The following is a 24028-nucleotide window of genomic DNA, read 5'->3' as shown; positions in this document are numbered from 1 at the left end:
TTTGGCTTGTTTTGTTTTTCTTATCAGTCATAAAGTGCTGAAAGCATATTATACATTGAATCGGAAATGCATGATATCGCCATCTTGGACTATATATGTCTTTCCTTCCACAGCAAGTTTCCCTGCCTCTTTTACAGCGTTTTCTGAACCAAGACTGATAAAATCTTCATATTTGATCACCTCGGCACGGATAAAGCCTTTTTCAAAATCAGTGTGGATTACACCAGCGGCCTGCGGCGCTGTAAAACCTTTTTCAATCGTCCAGGCACGAACCTCCTGAACACCAGCGGTGAAATATGTAGCTAGATTTAACAGTGAGTATGCAGCTCTGATTAATTTATGGACACCAGATTCTTCCAGACCAAGGTCCTCCAAAAACATTTTGCGTTCCTCATAGCTCTCGAGCTGTGCTATTTCAGATTCGATTTGAGCGGAAATAATCAATACTTCAGCTTTCTCATCTTTGACGGCCTCTTTAACTCGCTCTACATAATCATTGCCCGTATTAACAGATCTTTCATCCACATTACATACATAAAGTACCGGCTTCGCGGTGAGTAATGCGAGATCCTGTATAAACTCAAAATCTTCAGGTGAAATAGGAGCAGTACGTGCAGATTTGCCAGCCTCCAAATGTTCTTTTATGATAGACAGGATGTCAAAGGTTTTCTTTGCATCTTTATCACCTCCTGTTTTGGCCATTTTTTCAACTTTCTGAATACGTTTTACAACTGTATCCAAATCTTTAAGTTGTAGCTCTGTGTCGATGATTTCTTTGTCCCGAATAGGATCAACCGAACCATCCACATGTATGACATTGCCATCATCAAAGCATCTCAAAACATGGATGATCGCATTTGTGGTCCGAATATTCCCTAAAAACTGGTTCCCTAAGCCTTCACCTTTTGAAGCTCCTTTTACTAAACCGGCGATATCGACGATTTCGATGGTATTAGGTACGATTCGTTGTGGGCTGACTAATTCAGCTAATTTATTTAGACGGGCATCCGGCACGGTAATCACCCCAACATTTGGTTCAATTGTACAAAAGGGAAAGTTCGCCGCTTGTGCTTTCGCATTGGACAAACAGTTAAATAATGTTGATTTACCAACGTTTGGTAAACCTACGATACCGCATTGTAAAGCCATATATAGTGCAAATTTTTGAAATTCCACAAAGATAGAAAATTCACTGTAATTTTTAACTATCTTGTACTATGCTTCGTTGGTATAAAATTGAACAGGCTCTATCTTTAAAGAATAAGGGGATTACTGAACATAAGTTTGGAGCCAGAGTACTATGTGTTGCCTGGTTTGAAAACGAGCTATATGTTTTTTCAAGGAACTGTCCACATGCGGGGGCTCCATTAAAAAATGGCTGGTGTGAGCGTGGAAAGGTGATCTGTCCGTTCCACCGTCATGAGTTTGATCTCATTACGGGAAAAGGTGAAACCAAGCACCACGATTTTATTCATACATATCCTGTGAAATATGAAGATGAGGCCTATTATGTAGGGGTTGAAAGAAGCTTTTGGCATCGCCTTTTAGGTTAACTAAGTAACGATAATATCATATCTCCTCACCTGGCCCCATATCTAACGAGTAAATAAGTATATTTGCTTCCTGAAAACAAATTAAAGACATGCAGGGGAAAAAAATTGGTATAATTGGTAGCGGTAGTTGGGCGACAGCGATGATCAAGATGCTATGCGAAAATGACCAAGATAAACATATTTTTTGGTGGGTCAGAAAAGAGGAAGATGCAGCATATATTGAGAAATTCAGACATAATCCAACTTATTTGAGCAGTGTTTCAGTAGATTTAGATATCACAACTATCAATACTGATGCAAAAAATGTGATTACCCATTCGGATATCGTCATACTAAATACGCCAGCAGCGTACTTAAAGGATGCTTTGGTCAATGTCACCAAAGAAGATTTTAAAGATAAAATCGTGGTGTCGGCCATTAAGGGAATTATTCCAAAAGATAACCTGATCATTGGAGAGTTTTTGGAAAAGTATTATGATCTGGACATTGAACAATTATGTGTCATTGGTGGCCCATGTCATGCTGAAGAAGTTGCTTTGGGTAAATTATCCTATCTGACATTTGGGTGTAAAAATCAGGCAAATGCAGCTTTAGTAGCCTCTTTTTTATCTTCTAGGGTGATCAAGTCAATTTTATCAGAAGATATTTTAGGTATAGAGTTTGGTGCAGTGTTGAAAAATATTTATGCCTTAGCAGGTGGTATTTGTCATGGTTTGGGCTATGGTGATAACTTTCAGGCAGTTTTAGTTTCCAATGCCATTCGTGAGATGCGTAGATTTGTAGGAAAAGTTGATGGTGATACCTCAAGAGATGTAAATACTTCTGCTTACTTGGGCGATTTGTTGGTAACAGCCTATTCACAGTTTAGCCGGAATAGGACTTTTGGTAATATGATCGGCAAGGGATATAGTGTACAATCGGCTCAGTTGGAAATGAATATGGTAGCAGAAGGTTATTATGCATCCGCATGTGTGGCTGAATATGCAAAAAAATATGAGGTTGAACTACCTATTTGTGATGCCGTATATCAGATTTTATATCAACATCAATCTGCATCTAAAATTATTCAGGCATTAAGCGAAAAATTAACATAAACATAGCGTTAGAGTAAATGATAACAAAAGAGGAGATTGCTTTAGCTTATAAAAAGATTCAGGACGAGATATGTCAATCATTGGAAGACCTGGATGGATCGGCGAGATTTGAAGAAGAGCTATGGGAAAGAGAAGGTGGAGGCGGTGGTCGTACTAGAATCATTCAAAATGGCAATATTCTGGAAAAAGGAGGAGTCAACTTCTCTTCGGTATATGGCAAATTACCTGCTGTAATCAAAAAGTCATTTGGTGTGGATGAAGATGATTTTTTTGCCACAGGTGTTTCCATTGTGATTCACCCGAATAATCCTTGGGTTCCTATTATCCATATGAATATCCGTTATTTTGAACTAAACGAGAAAATCCGTTGGTTTGGTGGTGGCATTGATCTAACTCCCCATTATGTTGATGAGCATGATGCTCAGTATTTCCATCAGCAGCTGAAAACAGTATGTGACAAACATAACCCTACGTTTTATGATACATTCAAGGCTTGGGCAGATGATTATTTCTACATTCGTCATCGGAAGGAGACAAGGGGCATCGGTGGTGTATTTTACGATAAGCTAAATGCTGAAAAAACAGAGATGAGCATGGAAGAAATTTTTGCTTTTTCATGTGATTTGGGGCGGACTTTCGCTCCCACATATACTGCACTGGTCGAAAAGAACCGACATAAAATATACAACCAACAACAAAAAAACTGGCAGTTGATCCGCCGTGGACGCTATGTAGAGTTTAATTTGGTATGGGACTCGGGTACCAAATTTGGTCTTGAAACAAATGGGCGGATAGAATCCATATTGATGAGCCTGCCGGCGCAAGCGAATTGGGTTTATGACTACCAGCCTGAAAAAGGCTCTGAAGAAGCCAAGACCTTATCTTTGTTGAGAAAAGGTATTAACTGGATTTAAAAACACCGAAAAGAATTAGATGGTTTCCTATCAAAAATTTACGTTAGAAAATGGGCTTCGAGTATTGGTACACGAAGATCACAACACGGCCATGGCCTGTGTAAATATATTATATGATGTCGGTGCCCGGGATGAATCACCAGAGCAAACTGGGTTTGCACATTTATTTGAACACCTCATGTTTGGGGGGAGTGAGCATATTCCCAACTTCGATACTGAATTGCAAAAAGTCGGAGGTGAAAATAATGCTTTTACAAGCAATGACATCACAAATTATTATATCACCTTGCCTTCATCCAATTTAGAGACAGCATTGTGGCTGGAATCGGATCGGATGTTGAATTTAGCTTTTTCACCACAAAGTCTAGAGGTGCAACGCAACGTGGTCAGTGAGGAATTTAAACAGCGTTATTTAAACCAACCTTATGGTGATGTATGGCTCAAATTACGTCCTTTAGCCTATAAGGTACATCCATACCGTTGGGCAACGATCGGAAAGGAATTAAAGCATATTGAAGATGCCACCATGGAAGATGTAAAAGCTTTTTTTAAGTTACATTACAATCCGCAAAATGCTATTCTTGTTATTGCTGGTGATGTACATCTTGAAGAGGTGAAATTATTGGTTCAGAAATGGTTTGGTGATATTGTCCCTGGTAAAAAGTATGAGCGTCAGCTCCCTCAGGAACCCACACAAAGGGAATTGAGACGTGAAATAGTATGGGCAGAAGTACCATTAGATGCTCTTTATATGACTTTTCATGGCCCAGCACGTTTGGAAGATGGTTATTTTGCAATGGATCTCCTTTCGGATATCTTATCTAGAGGTTCCTCATCACGGCTTTATCGTAGGTTAGTAAAAGAAGAACAGTTATTCAGTGAAATAAATGCATATGTTATGGGTAGCATTGATAACAATCTGTTTGTCATTGAAGGGAAACCCTCCGATGGTGTGTCACTCGAAGAGGCTGAACGTGCTGTATGGGCTGAGTTAGATTTATTAAAGTTTGAGTTGATCCCTGACATGGAGCTGGAAAAGGTTAAAAATAAGATTGAGTCGACCAATGTATTTGCAGAATTGTCAATCTTGGATAAAGCAATGAATTTGGCTTATCATGAGCTTTTAGGCGACGCCAACGGAATTAATACAGAGGTATCCAAGTACCTATCTTTAACCGCAGAAGAACTTCAGCTGCAAGCCCAGGCAATTTTTAATCCTGAGAATGCATCGATATTAATGTATAAATCAAGAGGGGAGGAAGCAGTACATGTTGGATAGAACGAAAGCACCTGAATTTCGAGAAATTGGAAATATAAGCTTAATCGAGCCTTTAAAGAAGACGTTTTCAAATGGATTGCCCGTCTATATCTTTCAATCTCCGGAACAGGAACTCGTCCGAATAGAATGGATTTTTGAAAATGTATACCTTGACGCTCAAAATGAAAATCCTTTATTGAATAGTGCATTGAGTGCATTACTTAAAGAAGGAACAATAACCATGTCTAGTGCTGAGATTGCGGATAAGGTGGATTTCTATGGCGCTTTTCTTGTTCCAGAATATTCATTCGATGTCACATCTTTATCGTTGTATACGCTAAACAGACATAGTCAGGTATTATTGCCTTTGGTTAAAGATATATTAACGGAAGCCTCGATCCCACAACAGGAGCTCGATACCTACTTACGGAATAATAAGCAAAAATTTCAGGTTTCTATGCAGAAGAATGACTATCTGGCTAGACGTAAGTTTTATAATTCGATATTTGGCGAAAATAACCGCTATGGGCGTACACCAAAACTAGAAGATTATGATGCCATTAGCCGGTCGCAATTAGTTGAGCTGTACAAAAAAGAAATGGTTCCGAGCAATTGTACATTAATCGTCTCAGGAAATGTTTCTGAAAGCCTAATTCAGGAACTGGAGCAAATTTTTGGTGCAGAATGGCAGGGGATCAGAGCTACGACAGTTCATGAATCTCCAGTTTTGCATCAGGGATCAGGAGATTTGGTTTATGAAGAAAAAGAAAATGCTTTGCAATCTGCCATCCGTTTAGGATATCAAACGATATCCCGGACACATCCTGATTATCCTGCTTTACAATTCGTGAATACCCTCTTGGGTGGTTTCTTTGGTTCCCGTTTAATGCGCAACATCCGAGAAGAGAAGGGATACACCTATAGTATTGGTTCAGCTGTAGCAACATTGAAACATACAGGCTTTTTGACCATTGTTACCGAGGTTGGAGTTGATGTTACCCATGCGACCCTACAAGAGATAGAGAAGGAGGTTAATCTACTAAAAACAACCTTAGCCTCAGATGAAGAAGTTGAACTTGTGAAAACCTATATGGAAGGCTCGATGTTAGGCTCGTTGGAGAGCATTTTTTCACATGCTGACAAATTTAAAAGTGTGGCATTGAACGGAATGACATTAACTTATTATACCTATTATATGGACCAGATCAGACAGATGTCGGCAGAAAAGGTAAGAGATATCGCCAATACATATTTGGATTTTGATAAGATGGTCAAAGTTATTGTAGGCAAAATTAGTCAGATGGAGCCGATTCATCAAACGGCTGTAAATTAAATTTCATAGACTACAAAAATCGAATACTACTTTGTATTTTTGGTTTTTGATTAAAAAAGCATAATATCCAGCATGGAGTTAAAATTAAAGAGACCGTTGGTATTTTTCGATCTGGAAACTACAGGAATAAATGTGGCTAGTGATCGTATTGTTGAAGTATCATTTTTGAAAGTGATGCCCAATGGTGAAGAAACAGTATATACGAAGAAGGTTAATCCAGAAGTACCGATTCCAGCAGAATCGTCTTTTTTTCATGGAATTTATGATGAAGATGTTAAGGATGCCCCTAATTTTAAGGCTATCGCTGTTGAGTTGGCGGCATTCATAGCCGATGGTGACTTAGCGGGATACAATTCAAATAAGTTCGACGTACCTATGCTTATGGAAGAATTTTTGCGTTCAGGCGTTGATTTTTCGTTGGAAGGTCGTGCTTTCGTTGATGTTCAGAATATTTTTCATCAAATGGAGCAGCGGACATTAAAGGCCGCTTATAAGTTCTATTGTAATGAAAATCTCGAAAATGCACATACAGCAGAGGCTGATGTGAGGGCTACTTATGCGGTACTGAAAGCTCAGCTGACGAAATATGAGGGGGCAGCATTTGAAGACCGTCATGGTACCGTGTCGTACCCTGTGGTTAATGATGTGGCGGCATTACATGAGTTTACCAATTTGAGTAAACCAGTCGACTTTGCTGGCCGTATTGTGTATAATGAAGATGGTTTGGAAACAATTAACTTTGGAAAACATAAGGGGAAACCTATTATTGAAGTATTTGAGCAGGAACCTAGCTATTATGCTTGGATGCAAAATGGAGATTTTCCATTATATACGAAGAAAGTTCTAGAAAATATCTGGATCAGGTACAAGAAAGAGAAGAGTGAGCATAAGACAAAGACGGCTGCTCACAGTATAGAAGATAAGAAACTTGCTAAAAAAGAATTCAATCAACCAAAGGAAGAAGCTTCCCAAAGCATCTCCTTGGATATGTTGAAAGGATTGCAAGATAAATTTAAAAAATAACTTTATTAATAGCTTAGAAAAAGGATTATGGAATTCAAACAAGAAGTGGAACATGTGCAATGTCTGATTATTGGTTCAGGACCGGCAGGGTATACAGCTGCAATCTATGCCGCTCGTGCGGATATGAAACCGGTAGTCTATACAGGTATTGTACCGGGAGGGCAGCTGACACAGACAACAGAAGTAGACAATTTTCCAGGGTACCCCAAAGGGATTACCGGTCCGGTAATGATGGAGGATTTACGTGAACAAGCGGAACGTTTTGGGACATCAGTACGTTTTGGTTATGTGACAAAAGTAGATTTTACGGGTGAAGTACACCGTGTAGAAATTGATGGGACTGTTCAGGTTACTGCAGATACGGTAATTATTGCAACAGGGGCTACAGCGAAATGGCTGGGCCTGGAATCCGAACAAAAATATAATGGTTTTGGTGTATCCGCATGTGCGGTATGTGATGGTTTCTTCTTTAAAAATCAAGAAGTCGCTATCGTCGGTGCTGGTGATACTGCAGCAGAAGAAGCCACTTACCTTGCAAAACTATGTTCAAAAGTACACATGTTGGTTCGCCGAGATGAATTCCGTGCTTCTAAAGCTATGGTACATCGTGTAATGAACACAGCCAATATTGAAGTTCATTATAATACCGAAGCGAAGGAAATTTTAGGTGATGGTCAAGTTGTTACTGGGATTCGGATGCTCAATAATAAAGATCAATCTGAAAAGGATTTGGCCGTGACGGGTTTCTTTGTTGCTATAGGTCACAAGCCTAATACTGAGTTGTTTGCTGGGGTGTTGGATATGGATGAAACTGGATACTTGATTACTAAAGCCGACAGTACGGCAACAAATATTCCAGGGGTTTTTGCCTGTGGTGATGTTCAAGATAATGTCTTTCGTCAGGCTATAACTGCAGCAGGAACAGGATGTATGGCTGCTTTAGAGGCTGAAAGATACCTTGCTGCCAAAGAAAGCGCTGAGTAATATAGCTATAATTATGAAGGGCCTCGGTATGTATGAAGCAAAAGTTCTGACTGACCGAAGGAGGGATTCGTCCAATAAGGGCCCGATATTGTATCGGGCCCTTATTGCGTATATAACAAGTTTATTTATTTTCTTCCATCTCAAAAACACTGTCAATTTTCCAATTGGCTATATCCTTAGAGGCAGCAACGGCAAGCCGATCACAGCGCTCATTAAGGGGATGTCCAGCATGTCCCTTGACCCAAATCAATCGGACAGTATGCAGTTTATAAACATTCATGAGGCGTAACCATAGATCTTTATTTTTCTTTCCTGCAAAGCCTTTCTGAATCCAGCCATACACCCATCGTTTGTCAATGGCGTCAATAACATATTTTGAATCTGAATATATCGTCACCTGTTGATTCAGATTTTTCAACGCTTCAAGCCCCACGATGACAGCTAAAAGTTCCATTCGATTATTCGTGGTTTTTCGATATCCTCCAAAAAATTCCTTTTCGATCAGCTTTCCTTTAAAGGCTTCGTTGTCACCTGTATAAATTGTTCTTAGAATCGTTCCATAACCCCCTGGACCTGGGTTACCACTTGATGCCCCGTCTGTATATAATTCAATCATACTGTCCAAACTTAGATAAATTTGTGTTTATATACAATAATAATTATGTTCATAATACATTCCGGTCTGTCGCTTTTAGCTTTTACAGATCTATTCAATTATCAAAAAATAGCGCTAGATTGTATTATTTGTCATTTATGCAATTGGATTTTGCCGATTTATATGTATTTTGCCAGCTTAAACTCGTTATGTAATCGATAATTTAGCTTATGAAGTTTCGAAAAGTTTCTCTTTTTGTTCTTTTGGCCTCTGCGTGCTTAAACGTTTCAGCCCAAAATAACGTATCTAGCAAAAAAAACAATCTTTCTCCACAGAAGATGGAATGGTTTGAAGATGCTAAGCTCGGTATTTTCATTCACTGGGGAATTTATTCCGTAGATGGGATTGCAGAGTCTTGGTCATTTTTTAATAACTATATTAACCATGACAATTATATTAAACAGCTGGACGGTTTTACTGCAAAGGATTATAAACCAAAAGAATGGGCTAAATTGATTAAGGAAGCAGGAGCGAAGTACACGGTGATCACCACTAAACACCATGATGGTATTTCTTTATGGAATACGAAGGCAGATAAAGCAATTACGACATTGAATGATGCTGCTGCAAAGCAAGATGTGATCACACCTTTTGTCAAAGCTATACAGGAAGAAGGTCTCCACACAGGTTTATATTATTCCTTACCTGACTGGAGCCATCCGTATTACGATATTTTTACTCGAAGTAGAAAACGATATCAATTGGCTTCTGAGCCCAATCGATGGGGTCAATATGTAAAATATTATCAGAAACAATTAGCCGAACTGTCTGAACAGTATAAACCCGAACTGATTTGGTTTGACGGAGATTGGGAACACAGTGCTGAAGAATGGAAAGCCAAAGAAACATTATCCCTTTTGCGAAAGTATAACCCAAATATTATCATTAATTCAAGACTGAACAATCACGGAGATTACGAGACCCCTGAACAAGGAATTCCTGTCACAAGACCTGATTCCAAATTTTGGGAGCTCTGTTATACAATGAACGATTCATGGGGTTATCAGCCTTTCGATAAAAAATACAAATCATCTAATATGATTATTCGTACATTGGTGGATTGTATCTCCATGGGGGGAAATTTGTTATTAGATATTGGACCAAAAGCTGATGGGAGCATTCCTATCGAGCAATTAAATATCTTGAAGCAATTGGGGAGGTGGACAAATAAACATGCTGCTGCGATTTATGGCACTAGAGCCGGCATCCCATTTACGAATTATAATGGAAAATCTGCATTATCAAAAGACGGAAAGACCCTTTATTTGTATTTATACGAACAAAAACCAGCTTTGTTGCTCCGAGGTCTGCTTAACCCATCTATACGAAGCATTTCAGTTGTTGGTGAAAAAGAATCAAAAGTAAATGCAACAGTATTAGACCATGGGAATATTCAATTGGATTTGACAAATATTGCTTTTGATCAGGACGTCACGGTATTAGCCTTATCTTTTGAGGAAGAGGTGAGATGTACCTCACCAGAAGATATGGTGGTGAATCTGCAATCTGTTATGGAGAATAAAGATACAGGTAGAGCATTAAATGAAATTGCTAGCACACTCCATGCGGGCAAAAATATCTTTGATAATTCCGGACTGACATTAGATGGAATGGAAATGACCATGCAAAAGCGGAAAACAACAAATCCTGCAGTATGGACGTGGATGAAAAATCATGCTGAAGCTTTATATGAAACCGGTAAAGGACTACCGGATGGACATTATGAAGGATTAAGTGCACTTTCTAAAGATCGTCAAACACTTTACTTGTTTGTGGAGGGCACACCGACCGGACCTGTTGCGTTAAAAGGTATTAAGAATGGTATTGCCCGTATCCGCTTGGTTGGCGAAGGATCTATGATCAATCATGAAATTTTTAATAAACTCTACTGGAGCAGCATTCCGGGGATTATCTATATTCAAACCCCCAAGGAACGATTGGATAAAAACATGACTGTAATCGCTGTTCTATTGGATGCTCCATTGGAGCTTTATCGTGAACAAGTAGGGGCAATTGAAAATAATCTATAGTTACGCAGAATATTGGCATCTGGTTGCTTTCTTTAAGGTGATGATTTTAAGCCCAGGATCAAAGTCCTGGACTTTGTATTTTATTGATGTCCGTTGTCTCATCAGCCTGTGGGCAGATCTTTGCTTCCATGCAGTGCATGTATTTGAATTGAAGTTTTGATTCTGAAGGTTTGGTCGTAAATCATTTTTTATCCTAACTTAGGATTATGAATTTATTGAAAGTAAATTTTGTGTTATTGATAGGAATGCTATGTTATATTTCGTGTAATACAGGAGATGGAAACAAGGTAGAGCGCCTAAGAGCAGACTCATTAATCAATGAAGTCATATCGGGAAAATTAAGTTTGGAATCTTTGGCCACATCGAATGAATTTATGTATTTTAATGAAAAGTATTTTCACCAATCGACAGATTTAAACTCGATTCCCCTGTTTGATAAGAAACAGATTCAAGTCGTTACCTACCGCATTTACCAAAATGTAAAGTTGGTAGGCAACCGTTATCAGTTTATGGTAAAACAAGCAAAAGATCTTCACATACCTAATAAGGCCTTTGTATATTACCAGCGGTCTTTTGAGGAGATGAATCGTAGAGCAGCGGCCAGCAAAGATTCAATTCGTTTGGAGCTGCCAGATGACTATGCATCGCAACTCATCGAGCAATAAGCCGGATAGATAATGGAAAAGAAAAATATTGTAATATTGACAGGGGCCGGTATTTCGGCAGAAAGTGGTATACCAACTTTCCGGGATGCCAATAGCTTGTGGGAAGGACATGACGTCATGGAAGTTGCTTCCCTTGCGGGCTGGAAGAAGAACCCTAGTTTGGTACAGGAGTTTTACAATCTGCGAAGGAAAGCTGCGAGCTCTGCAAAACCGAATGCGGCACACCTTGCCCTGAAGAAATTAGAATCGGTATATCATGTTACTATTGTGACACAAAATGTCGACCTCTTACATGAACAAGCTGGGTCATCACATATTATTCACTTACATGGTCGGTTGGACCAAGCAAAGTCATCTATTGATGATCGATTGATCTATCCTGTTTTAGGTAACGAAATAAGAATGGGAGACCTTTGTGAGAAAGGGAGTCAATTGCGGCCTAATATCGTTTGGTTTGGGGAGGCTGTTCCAGAAATTGAGCACGCAATGACTCAGGTCTCCAAAGCTGATATTTTGTTGATCATAGGAACTTCCCTACAAGTATATCCAGCGGCAGGTCTTAAAGAATTTGCCCCAACTCATTGTCGGATTTACTTGATCGATCAGAAAATACCAGAAATAATGGTCTTGAATAAGGTTCATTGTGTGGAAGAAGTTGCCACTATTGCAGTTCCTATTTTAGTAGATCAATTGCTTGAACAAGCTATAGGTAAAAGTTAATAAAACAATAGATTATGAAAAGAATAATAGGATTACTTTGTGGCTCCTTTTTAGCAATTTCCTGCCAGAATAGCGCCGATGTAAAAGAAAATAAAGATGCAAACATCAGCCCGTTAAGTTTAGATAGTGTACAGGCAAAACATCTACTTGCTTTACCGTTACAATGTATTGAAACAGAATATCCAAATAAATTGGGACAAGTATTGGGCAGTTCTGAAGACTTGAAAGCTCCTCGTAATTTACATCCGGTTTTTTATGGATGTTTTGATTGGCATTCGTCTGTACATGGTTATTGGTCAATTGTACATATTTTAAAGCGGTTTCCATATTTGGATAAGGACAATCATATCCGTCAACAGCTCAACCGGAATATTACCGTTGAGAAAATAACCACTGAATTAGCTTTCTTTCAGGATAAGAATAATAAAAACTTCGAACGTACCTATGGCTGGGCTTGGCTTTTGCAGCTACAAAAAGAACTCTTGACCTGGAATGACACAGATGCACAACGATGGGCCAGCATTCTTGATCCGTTGACCAAACATATTATAAAATCTTATCAAGAATACTTGCCAAAGTTGGTGTATCCAATTCGAACTGGTTATCATGATAACTCTGCCTTTGGTCTTTCATTAGCCCTTGATTATGCAAAAGAAACAAATAATGTAACATTTGAAAAGTCTTTAATGACAAATGCGCTACGATTATTTAATCAGGATAGAAACTGTAATATTTCGTTTGAACCAAGTGGAAGTGATTTCCTATCCCCATGTTTAGAAGAAGCACTTTGTATGAGTTTGGTTATGCAACAAGATGATTATCGCAAATGGTTGAAAAAATTTCTTCCGGAGCTTTTTAATCCAGAATTCAATTTAGAACCAGGTGTTGTAGGAGATCGTAGTGATGGTCATTTAGTTCATTTGGATGGATTGAATTTCAGTCGTGCCACTTGCTTGAATGGGATAGCAAGAGCACTCCCCGAATTGAGCTATCTGCATATGGTTGCGAATAAACATCTTAATTATTCATTACCTAATATTACAACGAAAGACGATTATATGGGCTCACACTGGCTTGGTACATTTGCACTTTATGCGTTATCAAAGAATTGATCGGATGATTTGAACTTGGTAGTTTTGTTGAAAAAAAAATAGGTCCATATATTCCTTGTCGTCTTTACACTGGCAAGGAATATATTCTTGCCGCCTAATCATAGTTGATCTTGTAAGTCAATAATTGTATTCCGTCAGCATAAGATTTGCTTTCTAAGAGATCTAGCTGATAACTTGTATCAATTCCTTCAAACAACTTGGTCCCTCTGTTCAATATAAGGGGGTTGACTTTGAGTTTAATAACATCTATTTTTTTGTTCTCTAATAACCAACCTGCCAATTTGCCACCACCACACAAGTAAATATCTGTCTCGGATACCGTTTTTATCTTATCTATTACTTCCGGGATTAACTTTTTAACCTCTACTTGATCGCTTTTATTATCAAAAGTCAAATTATTCGAAAATATATAATGTTGCATATGTGCATAAGTAGGTGAGGGTGCTCCTGGCTTTGCACCGAATTTGTAACCAAACTCATAAGTATTTCTTCCCATAATGACAGTTTGGAAAGATTGGAGGTCATTAAGATACTTGTCGATAGCTTTTCCTGTAAACTTGAACCCCGTTACATCATCATCCACTCCGGAGATATAACCATCCAACGATGATGCTACATAGTATATAATTTTCTTCATAATCTAAATATATATAAAGAAAAATGTAGTCACAATTAAATTATTTTGTATTTTTGATTCTTTCATAGTAGCTAGCTCTTTATTGCATGTTTAGCTCACCCCATTTATTCATTAAAATCAAGATTTCTTTCAATGAGCGTCCGTGATCAGTCAGTTCATACTCTACCTTTGGTGGTACCTGTTGGTATATATTTCTTTTGATTAATCCGTCCCGCTCTAATTCTTTCAGTTTCACGGTTAACATACGTTCGGAAATACCTATGAGTCTTTTTCTCAATTCACCAAAACGAAGTATTCCTTCATTTAAAAGAAAGGAAAGAATGTTAATTTTCCATCTTCCACCTATTATTGATAAGGTGAAGGCGATTCCGCAATGGTCTTTCCAATAAATTTCATTTATATTATTCGTCGAGTTTTCTTTCCTGGTGTTCATACTTATTTTTTTGTTCGTATCATACAATCGTGTATGTACTGGTATCCATACAAATTAATAAAGAAATTTGTATGAATCTAATAAAGTATAAAAATGGAACTTATCAAGACAATTATTCATTGGTTGAGCTACGCATGTTATCTGTATGTGTTTGGCTACGCTTCATTATTTAAGATTTTTCAAAAGCAATCCATGATGCAGAGTATGCAATCATTGGGGTTTAATAAAAGCTGGACAATACTTATCGGTATCGCAGAGTTGTTGGGGGTCTTACTTCTGCTGCTCGGTTTATATAAATCCCAATTTAAAAATTTAGGTATTTTGGTTTTGCTCCCCTTTGCGATAGGTGCTTTTACAGCACATATGGCACATCAGGAATATGAGCATTTTTACAGTTCCTTGCTCATGTGCATTCTCACCTTGGTTTTGCTGGCAACCGATAAAAATTTCCGCATCACCATTTAATCAAGTGTTTGTAGACAGCGAGTCTCATGCTAAAGGCATTTCTGGTCTAGGTAATATTAGTTTTACACTACGTCTACTTGGTTTAGGTAGTAGACGTAGTGTTTATTTTAGTGGTACACCTTGGATTAGGATAAAATGTCACCTCGGTGTAAATCAAGTAGGACGCAACGTCTAATGGGCAACCCGTACCTTATAAAGTTTTACAGTGGGTATATGAACTTTTTGCCTCGGATTGATTCCGTAAATATGGTAAGTCCACCAACTTTCTTCCGCTTTCGTGTAGACTAGCTGATCTGATATTGGATTCCAGTTGACTGATTTTATATGATGTATATCTTTTAAAGGAGGAAATTGTTCAAATTTTTTACTCTTTATAGAATAGACAGCTATACCTTCACTATAAGAAACCAATAAACGGTCATTATCCACATAGGAAAGGTCATGCCCCCCTTCACCAGGGATGATAATGGTATTGAGGAGCTTTAATGCGTTTTTATCTGTTGTTAGCTGATAAGTGCGAAGGTCTGTGTAACCTAATACGAACAACTGTTGTAACTTATCATTCCATACCACACCATGGCCCGAGTAAAGAGAATCGCTGTATATCACTTTGTCCATTTGGTCCAGACGATAAAGTTCCAGAGAATTTCCTTTAGGATGTGTGGAATTGGCAACGGCCACTAAATTTCCGGGCAATAAATCTGCAGAGTGTGCCATTGGCGTTTTAGCATAAAATTCAATTTGTTTATTGGCGATATTTAATAAACAGGTTGCTCCGGTCGAAGAGGTGATCAAGATCTTTTTATTATCTAATACGGGTTTGCAGTCATCCAGAGATTTAAAATAATCGCCATATTCCTTAGGCAATTGGTTGGCACTTTCCTTGAATTGCCATTTCCAGATGATAGCAGAACTGTCTGAGCCTATTGCTGGATTAATAACGAGTACCTTGTCATCACCACAGACCACCCAATAACCTTTGGGGATTTGAGATAGGATTTGACTATTACCTATAAATGGAAGGGCGATGGCAATCCATAACGAGATTAGCTGAATTATTTTACTTGGTTCCATCCTTCATTTTGTTTTAAATTATTGTTCAATGTGAGTTCTTCCAATGGAATAGGGCTTAGATATTCCCAAGATTGAAATGGTTTACGGGCCAAGCTATAAGGCATAATACGGCCTGAGTTACCGTCACTTAGGCCATTAACATTAGATAGCTTGAAATATTGTACTCCTGTGATTTTATCTGTAGGGGGAGTATCTGTTGGGCGCATGACATAGAGATCAAATTTACCATCATGATCCAAATCAATATATTCGTTATAGCCCTTTATATAGATTCCATGGTAATCCGACCTGAATAAATGACCTTCGTTCCAGCGAATTAGATCATCTTTTCTGAATCCCTCAAATGCCAATTCTATGCGTCTTTCACGACATATTTCCAGCACATTGGCATCTTGTGTCCTTTTATAGCGTGAAAGCTGATTAGCGTCAGTCTTTAATGGTAGAATCAATTTGTTATTTATTCCTGCACGTTGACGCAAAGCATTGATGGTGAGGTCTAGGTCTTCCTGTGTCAGCTTATTCAATATAGCTCGTGCCTCGGCATAGTTTAACAAAATTTCGGAATAACGAATAAGGATGACATCGCGGTGGTCACTGCCCTGATCCTCCATGGGTGTGCCAACCCGTTTTGTCACCTGATAACCGGTGCGGTTTTCAGCGAAATCATTGACAGCAATATTTGAAGTGCCGATTCTGATATAACCTGGATGGACGATACTTTGCTTCATCCTGAAATCTCTGTTTTGGAACTCTTCGTAATAGGTCTTTTTGAAGATATCGCCATTATTAGTTTCAAAATAAGACCGGCCATCGAGGTTAGGATAATCTGACAATAAAGAAAAAGTGGCGCCAAAATTACCATTTGAAGTTGAGGTGAACTCTGGGGTATAATAGATGAAATTTTCTGTAGATGAACGAGCTAAAATAACTTCATTTGGGTTTGCTGAAGCAGCTTGGAAGAGAGCCGCATAATCTTTATCTGCAAGCCCTGTCGTGTATAGACTATATACCTTTCCATCGATAAGCTCTTTGGAGGCACTGATCGATGAGGCGAGCCAAGATTCCGCATTTGGTAGTTTGGCTTCTGTATGATATTTTCGATATGTTCCTTCAAAAAGGGCGATTCTTGATTTTAATGCAAGTGCTGTCCATTTGGTCATTCTGTTTTTACTTTTTTCTGCGGGAAGATGTTCGATGGCAAAATCAAGATCACTGAGAACACTGTCCATGACCAGTATTCTTGCGTCCCGTCCCTTATAAAGCTCTTCCGTATCGCTTGTTTTTAGCGGACTGGAATACCAGGGGACATCGCCGAAAGTCTTTACTTTCTGGAAGTAAAACTGTGCTCTGAATATGCGAGCTATTGCCAGATACTTTCTTTTAAGTTCCTGGTCCTCAGTATATGCATTGACGTTTTGGATAAAGTAGTTAATATTTCTTAATTGGGACCAGCTCCAACCTCCACTACCCAAGGCGGTTGGGACTGTGTAGTTTGAGGATCTCATTGCTGGGGGTGTTGTTATATGCTCCATATTGTCACTATATTTGTCATCTTTAATGACATTTGGATCCAGATTATTATAAAATCCATTAGCAAATGTTTCCAGTCCGGCATCCGTTTTATAAAGAGACGGCGACTCTGCCACTTGTGTTTCTGGGCGTAAATCAAATTCCTTACTACAGGCCGTTGTCAGAAGGAATATGATGCTATAAATCGAATAATATGTGATTTTTTTCATGAGTATGATAGAATTAAAAGCCAAGTTCAATACCAAATGAGAAGGTTCTCTGGATGGGGTAGGCTGTTCCCATCCCAACACTGGCAGCATTTGCATCTGGATCTTTTTCCAAGCCTTCGGGGTCAAGTGTATCGTGTAACTTGGTCCATTCCAGTAGATTAGTCCCCGCTAGGTATACACGTAAATTATTGATCTTATTGTTAAACGTTCTTTTTGGAAAAGTATAACCTATAATCAAGTTGCTTAGCCGTAAAAAAGCTGCATTTTGAAGATAGCGCGTCTGTGCCACCCCTAGATCATTTTCCCCAAGTGCAATATAACCTTGAGGTTTTGGAAAGTAAGCGTTGGGATTGTCTTCTGTCCACCGGTCATTAACAACATGCTCCAAGAGTACCTGATATTTACGGTTGTATGAACTCCAAAAATTTGCTGTTTCGGCACTTGGGTAGATGTCACGTTTTCCCACACCTTTGAAAAATGCCGCTATATCAAAACCATGGTACCTAGCATTTAAGTTGATACCATATTGATAGCGAGGAGTAGAGTTTCCGATAATTCTATAATCTCCATGGTCATCCAATGTCCACGCTCCCTTGCTAATCTCTCCATCCTGATTACTATCTTCAAATCTAATTGTTCCTTTGGATACAAACTGCTTATAGCTGTTGGTCTTTAAGATTGGAGAGTTCTTTGCCTCTTCATCACTCTGGAAGAATCCTAACGTATTCAATCCCCAGATTTCGCCCATTTCCTTTCCGATATAAAGGTCCCCTAGGTAATTGGTGGGATTATAATAATCAGTAATAAAAGCTCTGTAATCCGAAATATTAAATCTGATGCCATATTCGACGGGGTCAGTGATTCCGATTTTGTCATTCCAAGCAAGACTGAGTTCCCAGCCACGGTTGCGTAAGGAAGCTATGTTTTCTTTAGGTACGGTGGCTCCAAAGACGGATGGGAGTGAATGGTAAGGAGCAAGCATGTTATTGGTATTTCGTTGGTACCAGTCGGCCACAAGTTCAAGTCTGTTGTTAAAAAAACTGGCATCCATTCCCACATCGACACTTTTGCTTGTTTCCCAAGTAAAATTCTCGGATTTTGGCGCCGGTACTGAAGTGTAAGTATATTGTTCTCCATCAAGCAAAAAGGGAGATCGGGTCATGCTCATGATCGATAGATAGTCAAAAGAACCAATATTCTGATTACCAAGGGATCCAAACGAACCGCGAATTTTTAAGTTGTTGACGGTATTTTTCAGTGGCAGGAAGAATGGTTCTTCGGATATACGCCATCCACCCGAAATGGAACCGAAAAATGCACCTCTTTTTTCTTTTCTAAATTTTGAAGTTGTATTGTGCATGCCGTTTATTTCTAAAAGGTACTTCTCATTGAAATTATAATTGGCCCTTAGAAAGAAGCTTCTGTTGGCATATTTGTCATCATCATCGCTACCCTGAAATAACCCCGTTGCAAGATTAATCGCATGCTCATCAAGACCAACAATAGGGTTTTGGTGTTCTACCGTTTCATAATGATACCGGTAGGATTCAAAGGTCATACCGGAAGTTAAATCGATTTTATGTTTTCCTAATGATTTTTGGTAATTGGCGTAGGCATTGATATTATACAGGTCGCTCTGTGTATTGCTTTTATATACCTTTGGTGGACCGGCATCCGCATACGATGCCAGTACAACATTTCTATTATTGAATGAGTGCGATAAATAGGGACCGGTATTGTCCCACCATCTATTTCGATACCATTGGTAATATAGGTAAGAAAAGTCGGCATGTAATTTTAGGTCATCATTCAATAGCTTGGCATCGCCACCAATCGAATTCAAAAAGCTTTTGGTGTTGAGGTGATCATCCGATTGGCTTTCGATAAACTTCCTGTAGAAGCCAATATCTGTGGGTACTGCTTTGCCATCCACCATTATCGTTTCGGGTAGCAGTGGATTGGTATTGTCGATAAAACGCCAGGGATTAGAACTAAAACCATATAGATAAGTATTGGGTACATTGTCATTGCGGATGGTCAACGATGATTTTGTAAAAATACTCACCTTGTCTGAAATAGCAAAGGTATTATTGTTGCGAAGGTTGTAACGATTGATTTGATCCGGTTTAAACTTTAAACTGCCTTCTTGTTTGTTATAGTCTCCGGAGAGGTAAAACTTCAGTTTGGTACCGCCACCACGGATACTTAAATTGTGGTTTTGACTGGGACTATAGTCCTTAAACCATTCATCATAATAATTGATTACAGGACCTCCAAGCAGAAGAGTGGCCTTTCCGCCTATGGTCTGCAAATCATATAAAGGCAACGATGGATCATTGGTAACATCATAGGGATATTGTACCTGCGGCGAGGTATAGTAAGTTTGTCCTATGTTAGCGTTGAACTCCTTCTCCTGGATTTCCAGGTAATCTGTTCCTGTATATACTTTAGGAATCTTAGTAGCTTTTCCCCATTTGAAGTTGTTGTTGTAGTTGACTTCAGTTTTACCTTCTTTTCCTTCTTTAGTGGTGACGAGAATTACACCGTACGCGGCCCTTGCTCCATAAATTGCAGCAGATGACGCGTCCTTCAGAAAGGAAATATTATCAATGGTTTGAGGACTGATATTATTGAGTTCAAAAGAGGAAATTGGTACTCCATCCAATAATACTAAGGGTGAACCACCATTAATTGATGTTGTCCCTCTAATATTGAAGGATGCTCCACGGCCGGGTTTCCCATCACTGAAATTAATATTGAGGTTGGGTACCTGTCCAGCAAGAGATTCACCAAGATTTGTTGTTTTGAATCGTTCCAACCTGTCCGAAGAAATCTTATCTACAGCACCGGTAAGATTAGCCTTTTTTTGCTGGCCATAACCTACCACGACCACCTCATCTATTGCCGTCAGTGTAGGAAATAGTTGTATTTTCATCGGCTTTCCCGTATCTGCATATACTTCCTGATGTTCAAAACCGATCACGGAAAAGACCAGTATTGCTTTATTGCCAATGAGTTTAATCTCGAAGAAGCCCTTGTCGTCCGATACCGCTTGGTTGCCGGTACCTTTTTCTGTGATGGAAACGCGCGTCAATGGCATATTTTTATCGTCTACAATAGTTCCGGAGACCTGCTTTTTCTGTTGAAGTTGGTCTACCTCAACCTCAAATTCAACAGCCCTTTCTTTTGGTTTGCCAGGTATAAGAATGATATTGTTGTCCACAACATTAAAGCTTAGATTAAATGAAGACAGCACTTTATGAAGCGCTAGGTCAATTTTCTCGTTGGCAAGATGAACATCGATTTTTTTTGAAGGTATCAGAGCTGAGTTATAGAGGATACTATAACCACTCTGTTTCTGGAATTCCTTCAATACGACTTGAAGTTTGACATTTTTTCTATTCAAGGTAATACTTTGCCCGAACGTGTTGGTTTTAGCTTGCAATGAAGCTACAAATAGAAGCGGTATAGCCAATGACAATTTCATGGAAATTGATTTAAAAGCGTAAGCATATCCTTTTCCACATAAAGGATAGCGTTGAAATTTTTTATACATTTGTAATTGGTTGTTTAAATTTTACAATGGATTTAAATGCAATCGTTTGTCGCAAGACAATGGATCAGGGGCGGGACCAGCGCTCCTGATTTCATGTATAGCGATAGAGCACAAAACTATTTCATCACGATCACCCTCCTTTCTGTAATTTTAAAGTGTACGTCGCCTGATAATTCAAGAAATTTAAGCAGTTTGTCAAGCTGTTCAAATTTGGAGACTGTTCCGGAAAAGCGGATGTTGCTGATATCCGTGCGATAAGAGATATCTACATTGTACCATCTGCCGATAGATTCCATGACTTCGTTTAGAGGCTTGTCATCAAATGCAAATTGCCCTTTTTTCCAAGCAATGATATAGAATGGATCAACCATATTGAGGACAAAATCGCCGCTGCCGGTGTCCATCTGTGCCATTTGATTTGGTTTCATCACCAAAGGGGTATCTCCAGATTTTCTGTTTGTGAGGCTTACACTTCCCTCTACTAATGTAGTTTGGATCTGCTTCGTATAACTGTTGATATTAAATTCTGTTCCGAGCACCACCAATTGTTGGTTGCCGGTATTTACGATGAAAGGAATATGCTTTCCTTGGTATTGTTGCTTGCTGACTTTAAAATAAGCCTCACCATCCAATTCCACAACTCTTTCTTTTGCATCAAATGATATGGGATACCGCAAGGTTGTCATGGCATTTAACCATACTTGTGTTCCATCTGGCAGTATGAGATGATATTCGCCAGCACGCGGGGTGATTATTTTATTGTACACAGTAGTCCCTAAACTGGAGGCAGAGGCTGTATTGATATACGATATCGACCCATTTTTTCTTTTTATGATACCAATTTTTCCCACCTGTACCACATGATCTGTTTGTAAGGATTCTAAATCAATAGACTGGCCATCGTCAAAGAAGATTTTAGCTTTTTCCTGGCCAGGAAGAATGGCTGTTGGATTTGAAGATGGCCTTGTTGCGATAACAGTTGTTTGCTGTTGTATCAAAAGCAGGTATACACCCAAAATTAAAAGTAGGCATGCCACAGCTACCATTGCTCTCAATGAATTTCTACGCCATATGAAGCGTATCTTTCCTTTTTCTTGAGTATCAGCGATAACTGCCTCAAAACGGCGGCTTGCAGTTTGTGGCTGGGACAACACGGACTCATGATCTTCTGTGTCCCATATAGCGTCAAATTGGGATACATAGTCTGAAGATTCCAAGAATCTATTTAATTGTTCCAGTTCTTCTGCAGTGCAGTTGCCTTCGTTAAATCGTTTGATTAGATATTTTAATCGAGCTTTATCTTCCATACTTGCGCGCTTCTAATAGTGTACACGCTGAAGTCAGGTGAAAGTACCAATCAAAATAAAGTTTTTATAAAAAACATAAATAATAACAGTTTTCCTAATCTAAAGCGTACAAATTTACTTGCTAAGGCTATATGGTTTCGCACGGTATTTCTCTTAATGCCATATTGATCGGAGATCTCTTGATAAGATTGGTCTTCAAGTTTATTCTTGATGAAAATAAGCTTTTGCTGAGCAGGCAGTTCATCCAATATTTCAAGGATCAACCTGTGTATGTCGTGACTTTCCATTTGATCCTGAAAAGCCATCGATAGCTCTGTCCAGTTCTTCCCCAAACTTTCGAGATATTTCGCTTTGACTACCCTTTTTCTAAAAAAAGTAATGGAAAGGCGTTTAGAAACAGTAAATAGAAATGGGTAAATAGCTGCTGGTTCACCAATGGAAAGGCGATGTTGGTAAAGACGGATAAAGGTTTCCTGAACGATCTCTTCAGCATCTTCTACTTGACTACAAAATCGCATAGCTTTTACTAAAATAGCACTTTGGAAGTGATTATAGACTCTTTTGAACAAAATACAGTCGCCTGCCTGAAATCTTTTGAAATCATCAGAGGTCCATATAATGTCTTCACCTTTCATAGTAGCAAAATGATCAAATATTAAATCCTAAAATAAGGGTCCTAAGTTTAATTGTTTATTAAACGAAAGTTACTATATCGTTATCTCTTTCGTATGGTTATACTTCAAACTTACACAAAAAAGACGTTATTGTAAGTATTTTATATAATGCAAACTAAATTAGTATGTGCGACAATAGGGTGACTGTTAGTCTATAAAAAAATCTATTGTTGGTTGCCAGTTAAAGTTTATTATTCTTTATCTGATTGATGATTAGAGAAAAAAGACCCCATAAAAATTTAAAGAGAATGGCATTTCTAAAATTAAACCAAACCATTTCTTATTAAAGATTAGTTCATGTTAGAGACCACATGTCATTTAAATCTCTATAGATTGAATTAGGAATAAATTAAATTTATTGTGATGGAGAGAAAAAGGAAGCCAAAAAAAACGTTGTTGACCAGCCTGAAAATGAAAAATTGAAGTCGAGGATCTGTAATCTCCCCTAAAAATAGCTACGATTATTAATGTAGTTTTATAAATTAGGGACAATGAAAAAAAGCAAATTCAGCGAGTCACAGATCATCAAGATCTTATCATTCCAGGAGTCAGGGCAATCGGTATCGGATATCTGCCGTGAGCATGGAATCAGTCAGGGAACATTCTATTCGTGGAAAAGTAAATACTCCGGTATGGAGGCATCTCAGCTCAAACAGATGAAGGATATGGAGCGCGAGCTGGCCCAATATAAAAAGATAGTTGCCGAACAAGCTCTGCATATTACCGTTTTAAAAGATGTCATCGAAAAAAAGCTCTAGGGCCTGCCGAGAAGCGCGAGCTTGTTGGTTACTCCCGTGAGGAG

21 protein-coding genes and 1 pseudogene are annotated in these 24028 nt (G+C 38.7%); 13 read left to right on the top strand and 9 right to left on the bottom strand.

What is annotated here, in order from left to right:
• Positions 1 to 48: 48 nt before the first annotated feature.
• A complete protein-coding gene (gene ychF / locus HX021_RS19005) occupies positions 49 to 1149 on the bottom strand; it encodes a redox-regulated ATPase YchF (protein WP_286592157.1) in 1101 nt (366 codons plus the stop codon).
• Positions 1150 to 1217: 68 nt separating this feature from the next.
• On the opposite strand from ychF, the gene HX021_RS19000 reads away from it, so the two are divergent.
• The 7 genes from HX021_RS19000 to trxB all read left to right on the top strand — a co-directional run bounded on the left by HX021_RS19000 (position 1218) and on the right by trxB (position 8159).
• Positions 1218 to 1553, top strand: a complete 336-nt coding sequence (locus HX021_RS19000) for a Rieske (2Fe-2S) protein (RefSeq protein WP_286592156.1) — start codon at positions 1218 to 1220, stop codon at positions 1551 to 1553.
• 89 nt (positions 1554 to 1642) lie between these two features.
• Positions 1643 to 2647: an NAD(P)H-dependent glycerol-3-phosphate dehydrogenase gene (locus HX021_RS18995; RefSeq protein WP_286592155.1), complete on the top strand. Its 1005-nt coding sequence runs from the start codon at positions 1643 to 1645 to the stop codon at positions 2645 to 2647.
• A 17-nt stretch (positions 2648 to 2664) separates the two neighbouring features.
• On the top strand, positions 2665 to 3561 hold the full coding sequence (gene hemF / locus HX021_RS18990) for an oxygen-dependent coproporphyrinogen oxidase (RefSeq protein ID WP_286592154.1): 897 nt from the start codon (positions 2665 to 2667) through the stop codon (positions 3559 to 3561).
• A gap of 19 nt (positions 3562 to 3580) precedes the next feature.
• Entirely contained in the window at positions 3581 to 4840 is a 1260-nt protein-coding gene (locus tag HX021_RS18985) for a M16 family metallopeptidase (RefSeq protein WP_286592153.1), read from the top strand.
• Positions 4830 to 6152 (top strand): M16 family metallopeptidase, encoded by a 1323-nt coding sequence (locus HX021_RS18980; protein ID WP_286592152.1) that lies wholly within the window; start codon positions 4830 to 4832, stop codon positions 6150 to 6152. The genes HX021_RS18985 and HX021_RS18980 overlap by 11 nt, the downstream gene beginning before the upstream one ends.
• Before the next feature lie 72 nt (positions 6153 to 6224).
• Complete coding sequence (locus tag HX021_RS18975) at positions 6225 to 7175, top strand: 3'-5' exonuclease (RefSeq protein WP_286592151.1); 951 nt, start codon at positions 6225 to 6227, stop codon at positions 7173 to 7175.
• A 27-nt stretch (positions 7176 to 7202) separates the two neighbouring features.
• The gene (gene trxB, locus HX021_RS18970) at positions 7203 to 8159 is read left to right on the top strand and encodes a thioredoxin-disulfide reductase (protein WP_286592150.1); all 957 of its coding nucleotides are present in this window, start codon (positions 7203 to 7205) and stop codon (positions 8157 to 8159) included.
• Between the two features lie 121 nt (positions 8160 to 8280).
• Here trxB and HX021_RS18965 read toward each other — a convergent pair whose 3' ends face one another.
• Positions 8281 to 8775, bottom strand: a complete 495-nt coding sequence (locus HX021_RS18965) for a ribonuclease H family protein (RefSeq protein WP_286592149.1) — start codon at positions 8773 to 8775, stop codon at positions 8281 to 8283.
• A gap of 209 nt (positions 8776 to 8984) precedes the next feature.
• Here HX021_RS18965 and HX021_RS18960 point away from each other — a divergent pair, with 209 nt between their 5' ends.
• The 4 genes from HX021_RS18960 (at position 8985) to HX021_RS18945 (ending at position 13341) form a co-directional block, all read left to right on the top strand.
• Positions 8985 to 10844 (top strand): alpha-L-fucosidase, encoded by a 1860-nt coding sequence (locus HX021_RS18960; RefSeq protein ID WP_286592147.1) that lies wholly within the window; start codon positions 8985 to 8987, stop codon positions 10842 to 10844.
• Between the two features lie 206 nt (positions 10845 to 11050).
• Positions 11051 to 11509, top strand: a complete 459-nt coding sequence (locus tag HX021_RS18955) for a hypothetical protein (RefSeq protein ID WP_286592145.1) — start codon at positions 11051 to 11053, stop codon at positions 11507 to 11509.
• Between the two features lie 12 nt (positions 11510 to 11521).
• The gene (locus HX021_RS18950; protein WP_286592144.1) at positions 11522 to 12229 is read left to right on the top strand and encodes an SIR2 family NAD-dependent protein deacylase; all 708 of its coding nucleotides are present in this window, start codon (positions 11522 to 11524) and stop codon (positions 12227 to 12229) included.
• A 14-nt stretch (positions 12230 to 12243) separates the two neighbouring features.
• Positions 12244 to 13341: a DUF2891 domain-containing protein gene (locus HX021_RS18945; protein ID WP_286592142.1), complete on the top strand. Its 1098-nt coding sequence runs from the start codon at positions 12244 to 12246 to the stop codon at positions 13339 to 13341.
• A 94-nt stretch (positions 13342 to 13435) separates the two neighbouring features.
• Here HX021_RS18945 and HX021_RS18940 read toward each other — a convergent pair whose 3' ends face one another.
• Both HX021_RS18940 and HX021_RS18935 read right to left on the bottom strand, forming a co-directional pair.
• Positions 13436 to 13978 (bottom strand): dihydrofolate reductase family protein, encoded by a 543-nt coding sequence (locus HX021_RS18940; RefSeq protein WP_286592140.1) that lies wholly within the window; start codon positions 13976 to 13978, stop codon positions 13436 to 13438.
• 79 nt (positions 13979 to 14057) lie between these two features.
• Positions 14058 to 14411 (bottom strand): winged helix-turn-helix transcriptional regulator, encoded by a 354-nt coding sequence (locus HX021_RS18935; RefSeq protein WP_286592138.1) that lies wholly within the window; start codon positions 14409 to 14411, stop codon positions 14058 to 14060.
• A 93-nt stretch (positions 14412 to 14504) separates the two neighbouring features.
• Between HX021_RS18935 and HX021_RS18930 the strand changes: the two genes are divergently transcribed.
• Positions 14505 to 14876 (top strand): DoxX family protein, encoded by a 372-nt coding sequence (locus HX021_RS18930; protein ID WP_286592137.1) that lies wholly within the window; start codon positions 14505 to 14507, stop codon positions 14874 to 14876.
• Between the two features lie 171 nt (positions 14877 to 15047).
• On the opposite strand, the gene HX021_RS18925 is transcribed toward HX021_RS18930, so the two are convergent.
• The 5 genes from HX021_RS18925 to HX021_RS18905 all read right to left on the bottom strand — a co-directional run bounded on the left by HX021_RS18925 (position 15048) and on the right by HX021_RS18905 (position 23187).
• Positions 15048 to 15950: a DUF6528 family protein gene (locus HX021_RS18925; protein WP_286592135.1), complete on the bottom strand. Its 903-nt coding sequence runs from the start codon at positions 15948 to 15950 to the stop codon at positions 15048 to 15050.
• Positions 15932 to 17689 carry a RagB/SusD family nutrient uptake outer membrane protein gene (locus HX021_RS18920; RefSeq protein WP_286592133.1) on the bottom strand — a complete coding sequence of 586 codons (1758 nt, stop codon included), beginning with the start codon at positions 17687 to 17689 and terminating at the stop codon, positions 15932 to 15934. The genes HX021_RS18925 and HX021_RS18920 overlap by 19 nt, the downstream gene beginning before the upstream one ends.
• Positions 17690 to 17702: 13 nt before the next feature.
• Positions 17703 to 21176 carry a SusC/RagA family TonB-linked outer membrane protein gene (locus tag HX021_RS18915; RefSeq protein WP_286592131.1) on the bottom strand — a complete coding sequence of 1158 codons (3474 nt, stop codon included), beginning with the start codon at positions 21174 to 21176 and terminating at the stop codon, positions 17703 to 17705.
• A gap of 185 nt (positions 21177 to 21361) precedes the next feature.
• The gene (locus HX021_RS18910) at positions 21362 to 22552 is read right to left on the bottom strand and encodes a FecR family protein (RefSeq protein WP_286592130.1); all 1191 of its coding nucleotides are present in this window, start codon (positions 22550 to 22552) and stop codon (positions 21362 to 21364) included.
• 50 nt (positions 22553 to 22602) lie between these two features.
• Positions 22603 to 23187, bottom strand: a complete 585-nt coding sequence (locus HX021_RS18905) for an RNA polymerase sigma factor (protein WP_286592128.1) — start codon at positions 23185 to 23187, stop codon at positions 22603 to 22605.
• A gap of 530 nt (positions 23188 to 23717) precedes the next feature.
• Here HX021_RS18905 and tnpA point away from each other — a divergent pair.
• Positions 23718 to 24028 (top strand): annotated as a pseudogene (gene tnpA / locus HX021_RS18900) (IS66 family insertion sequence element accessory protein TnpA); the annotation flags it as partial.

The sequence above is a fragment of the Sphingobacterium sp. N143 genome (assembly GCF_030325625.1).
Lineage (GTDB): Bacteria > Bacteroidota > Bacteroidia > Sphingobacteriales > Sphingobacteriaceae > Sphingobacterium.
The sequence above is the reverse complement of the archived record's forward strand: the minus strand, read 5'-3'. Positions and strand labels throughout refer to the sequence as shown.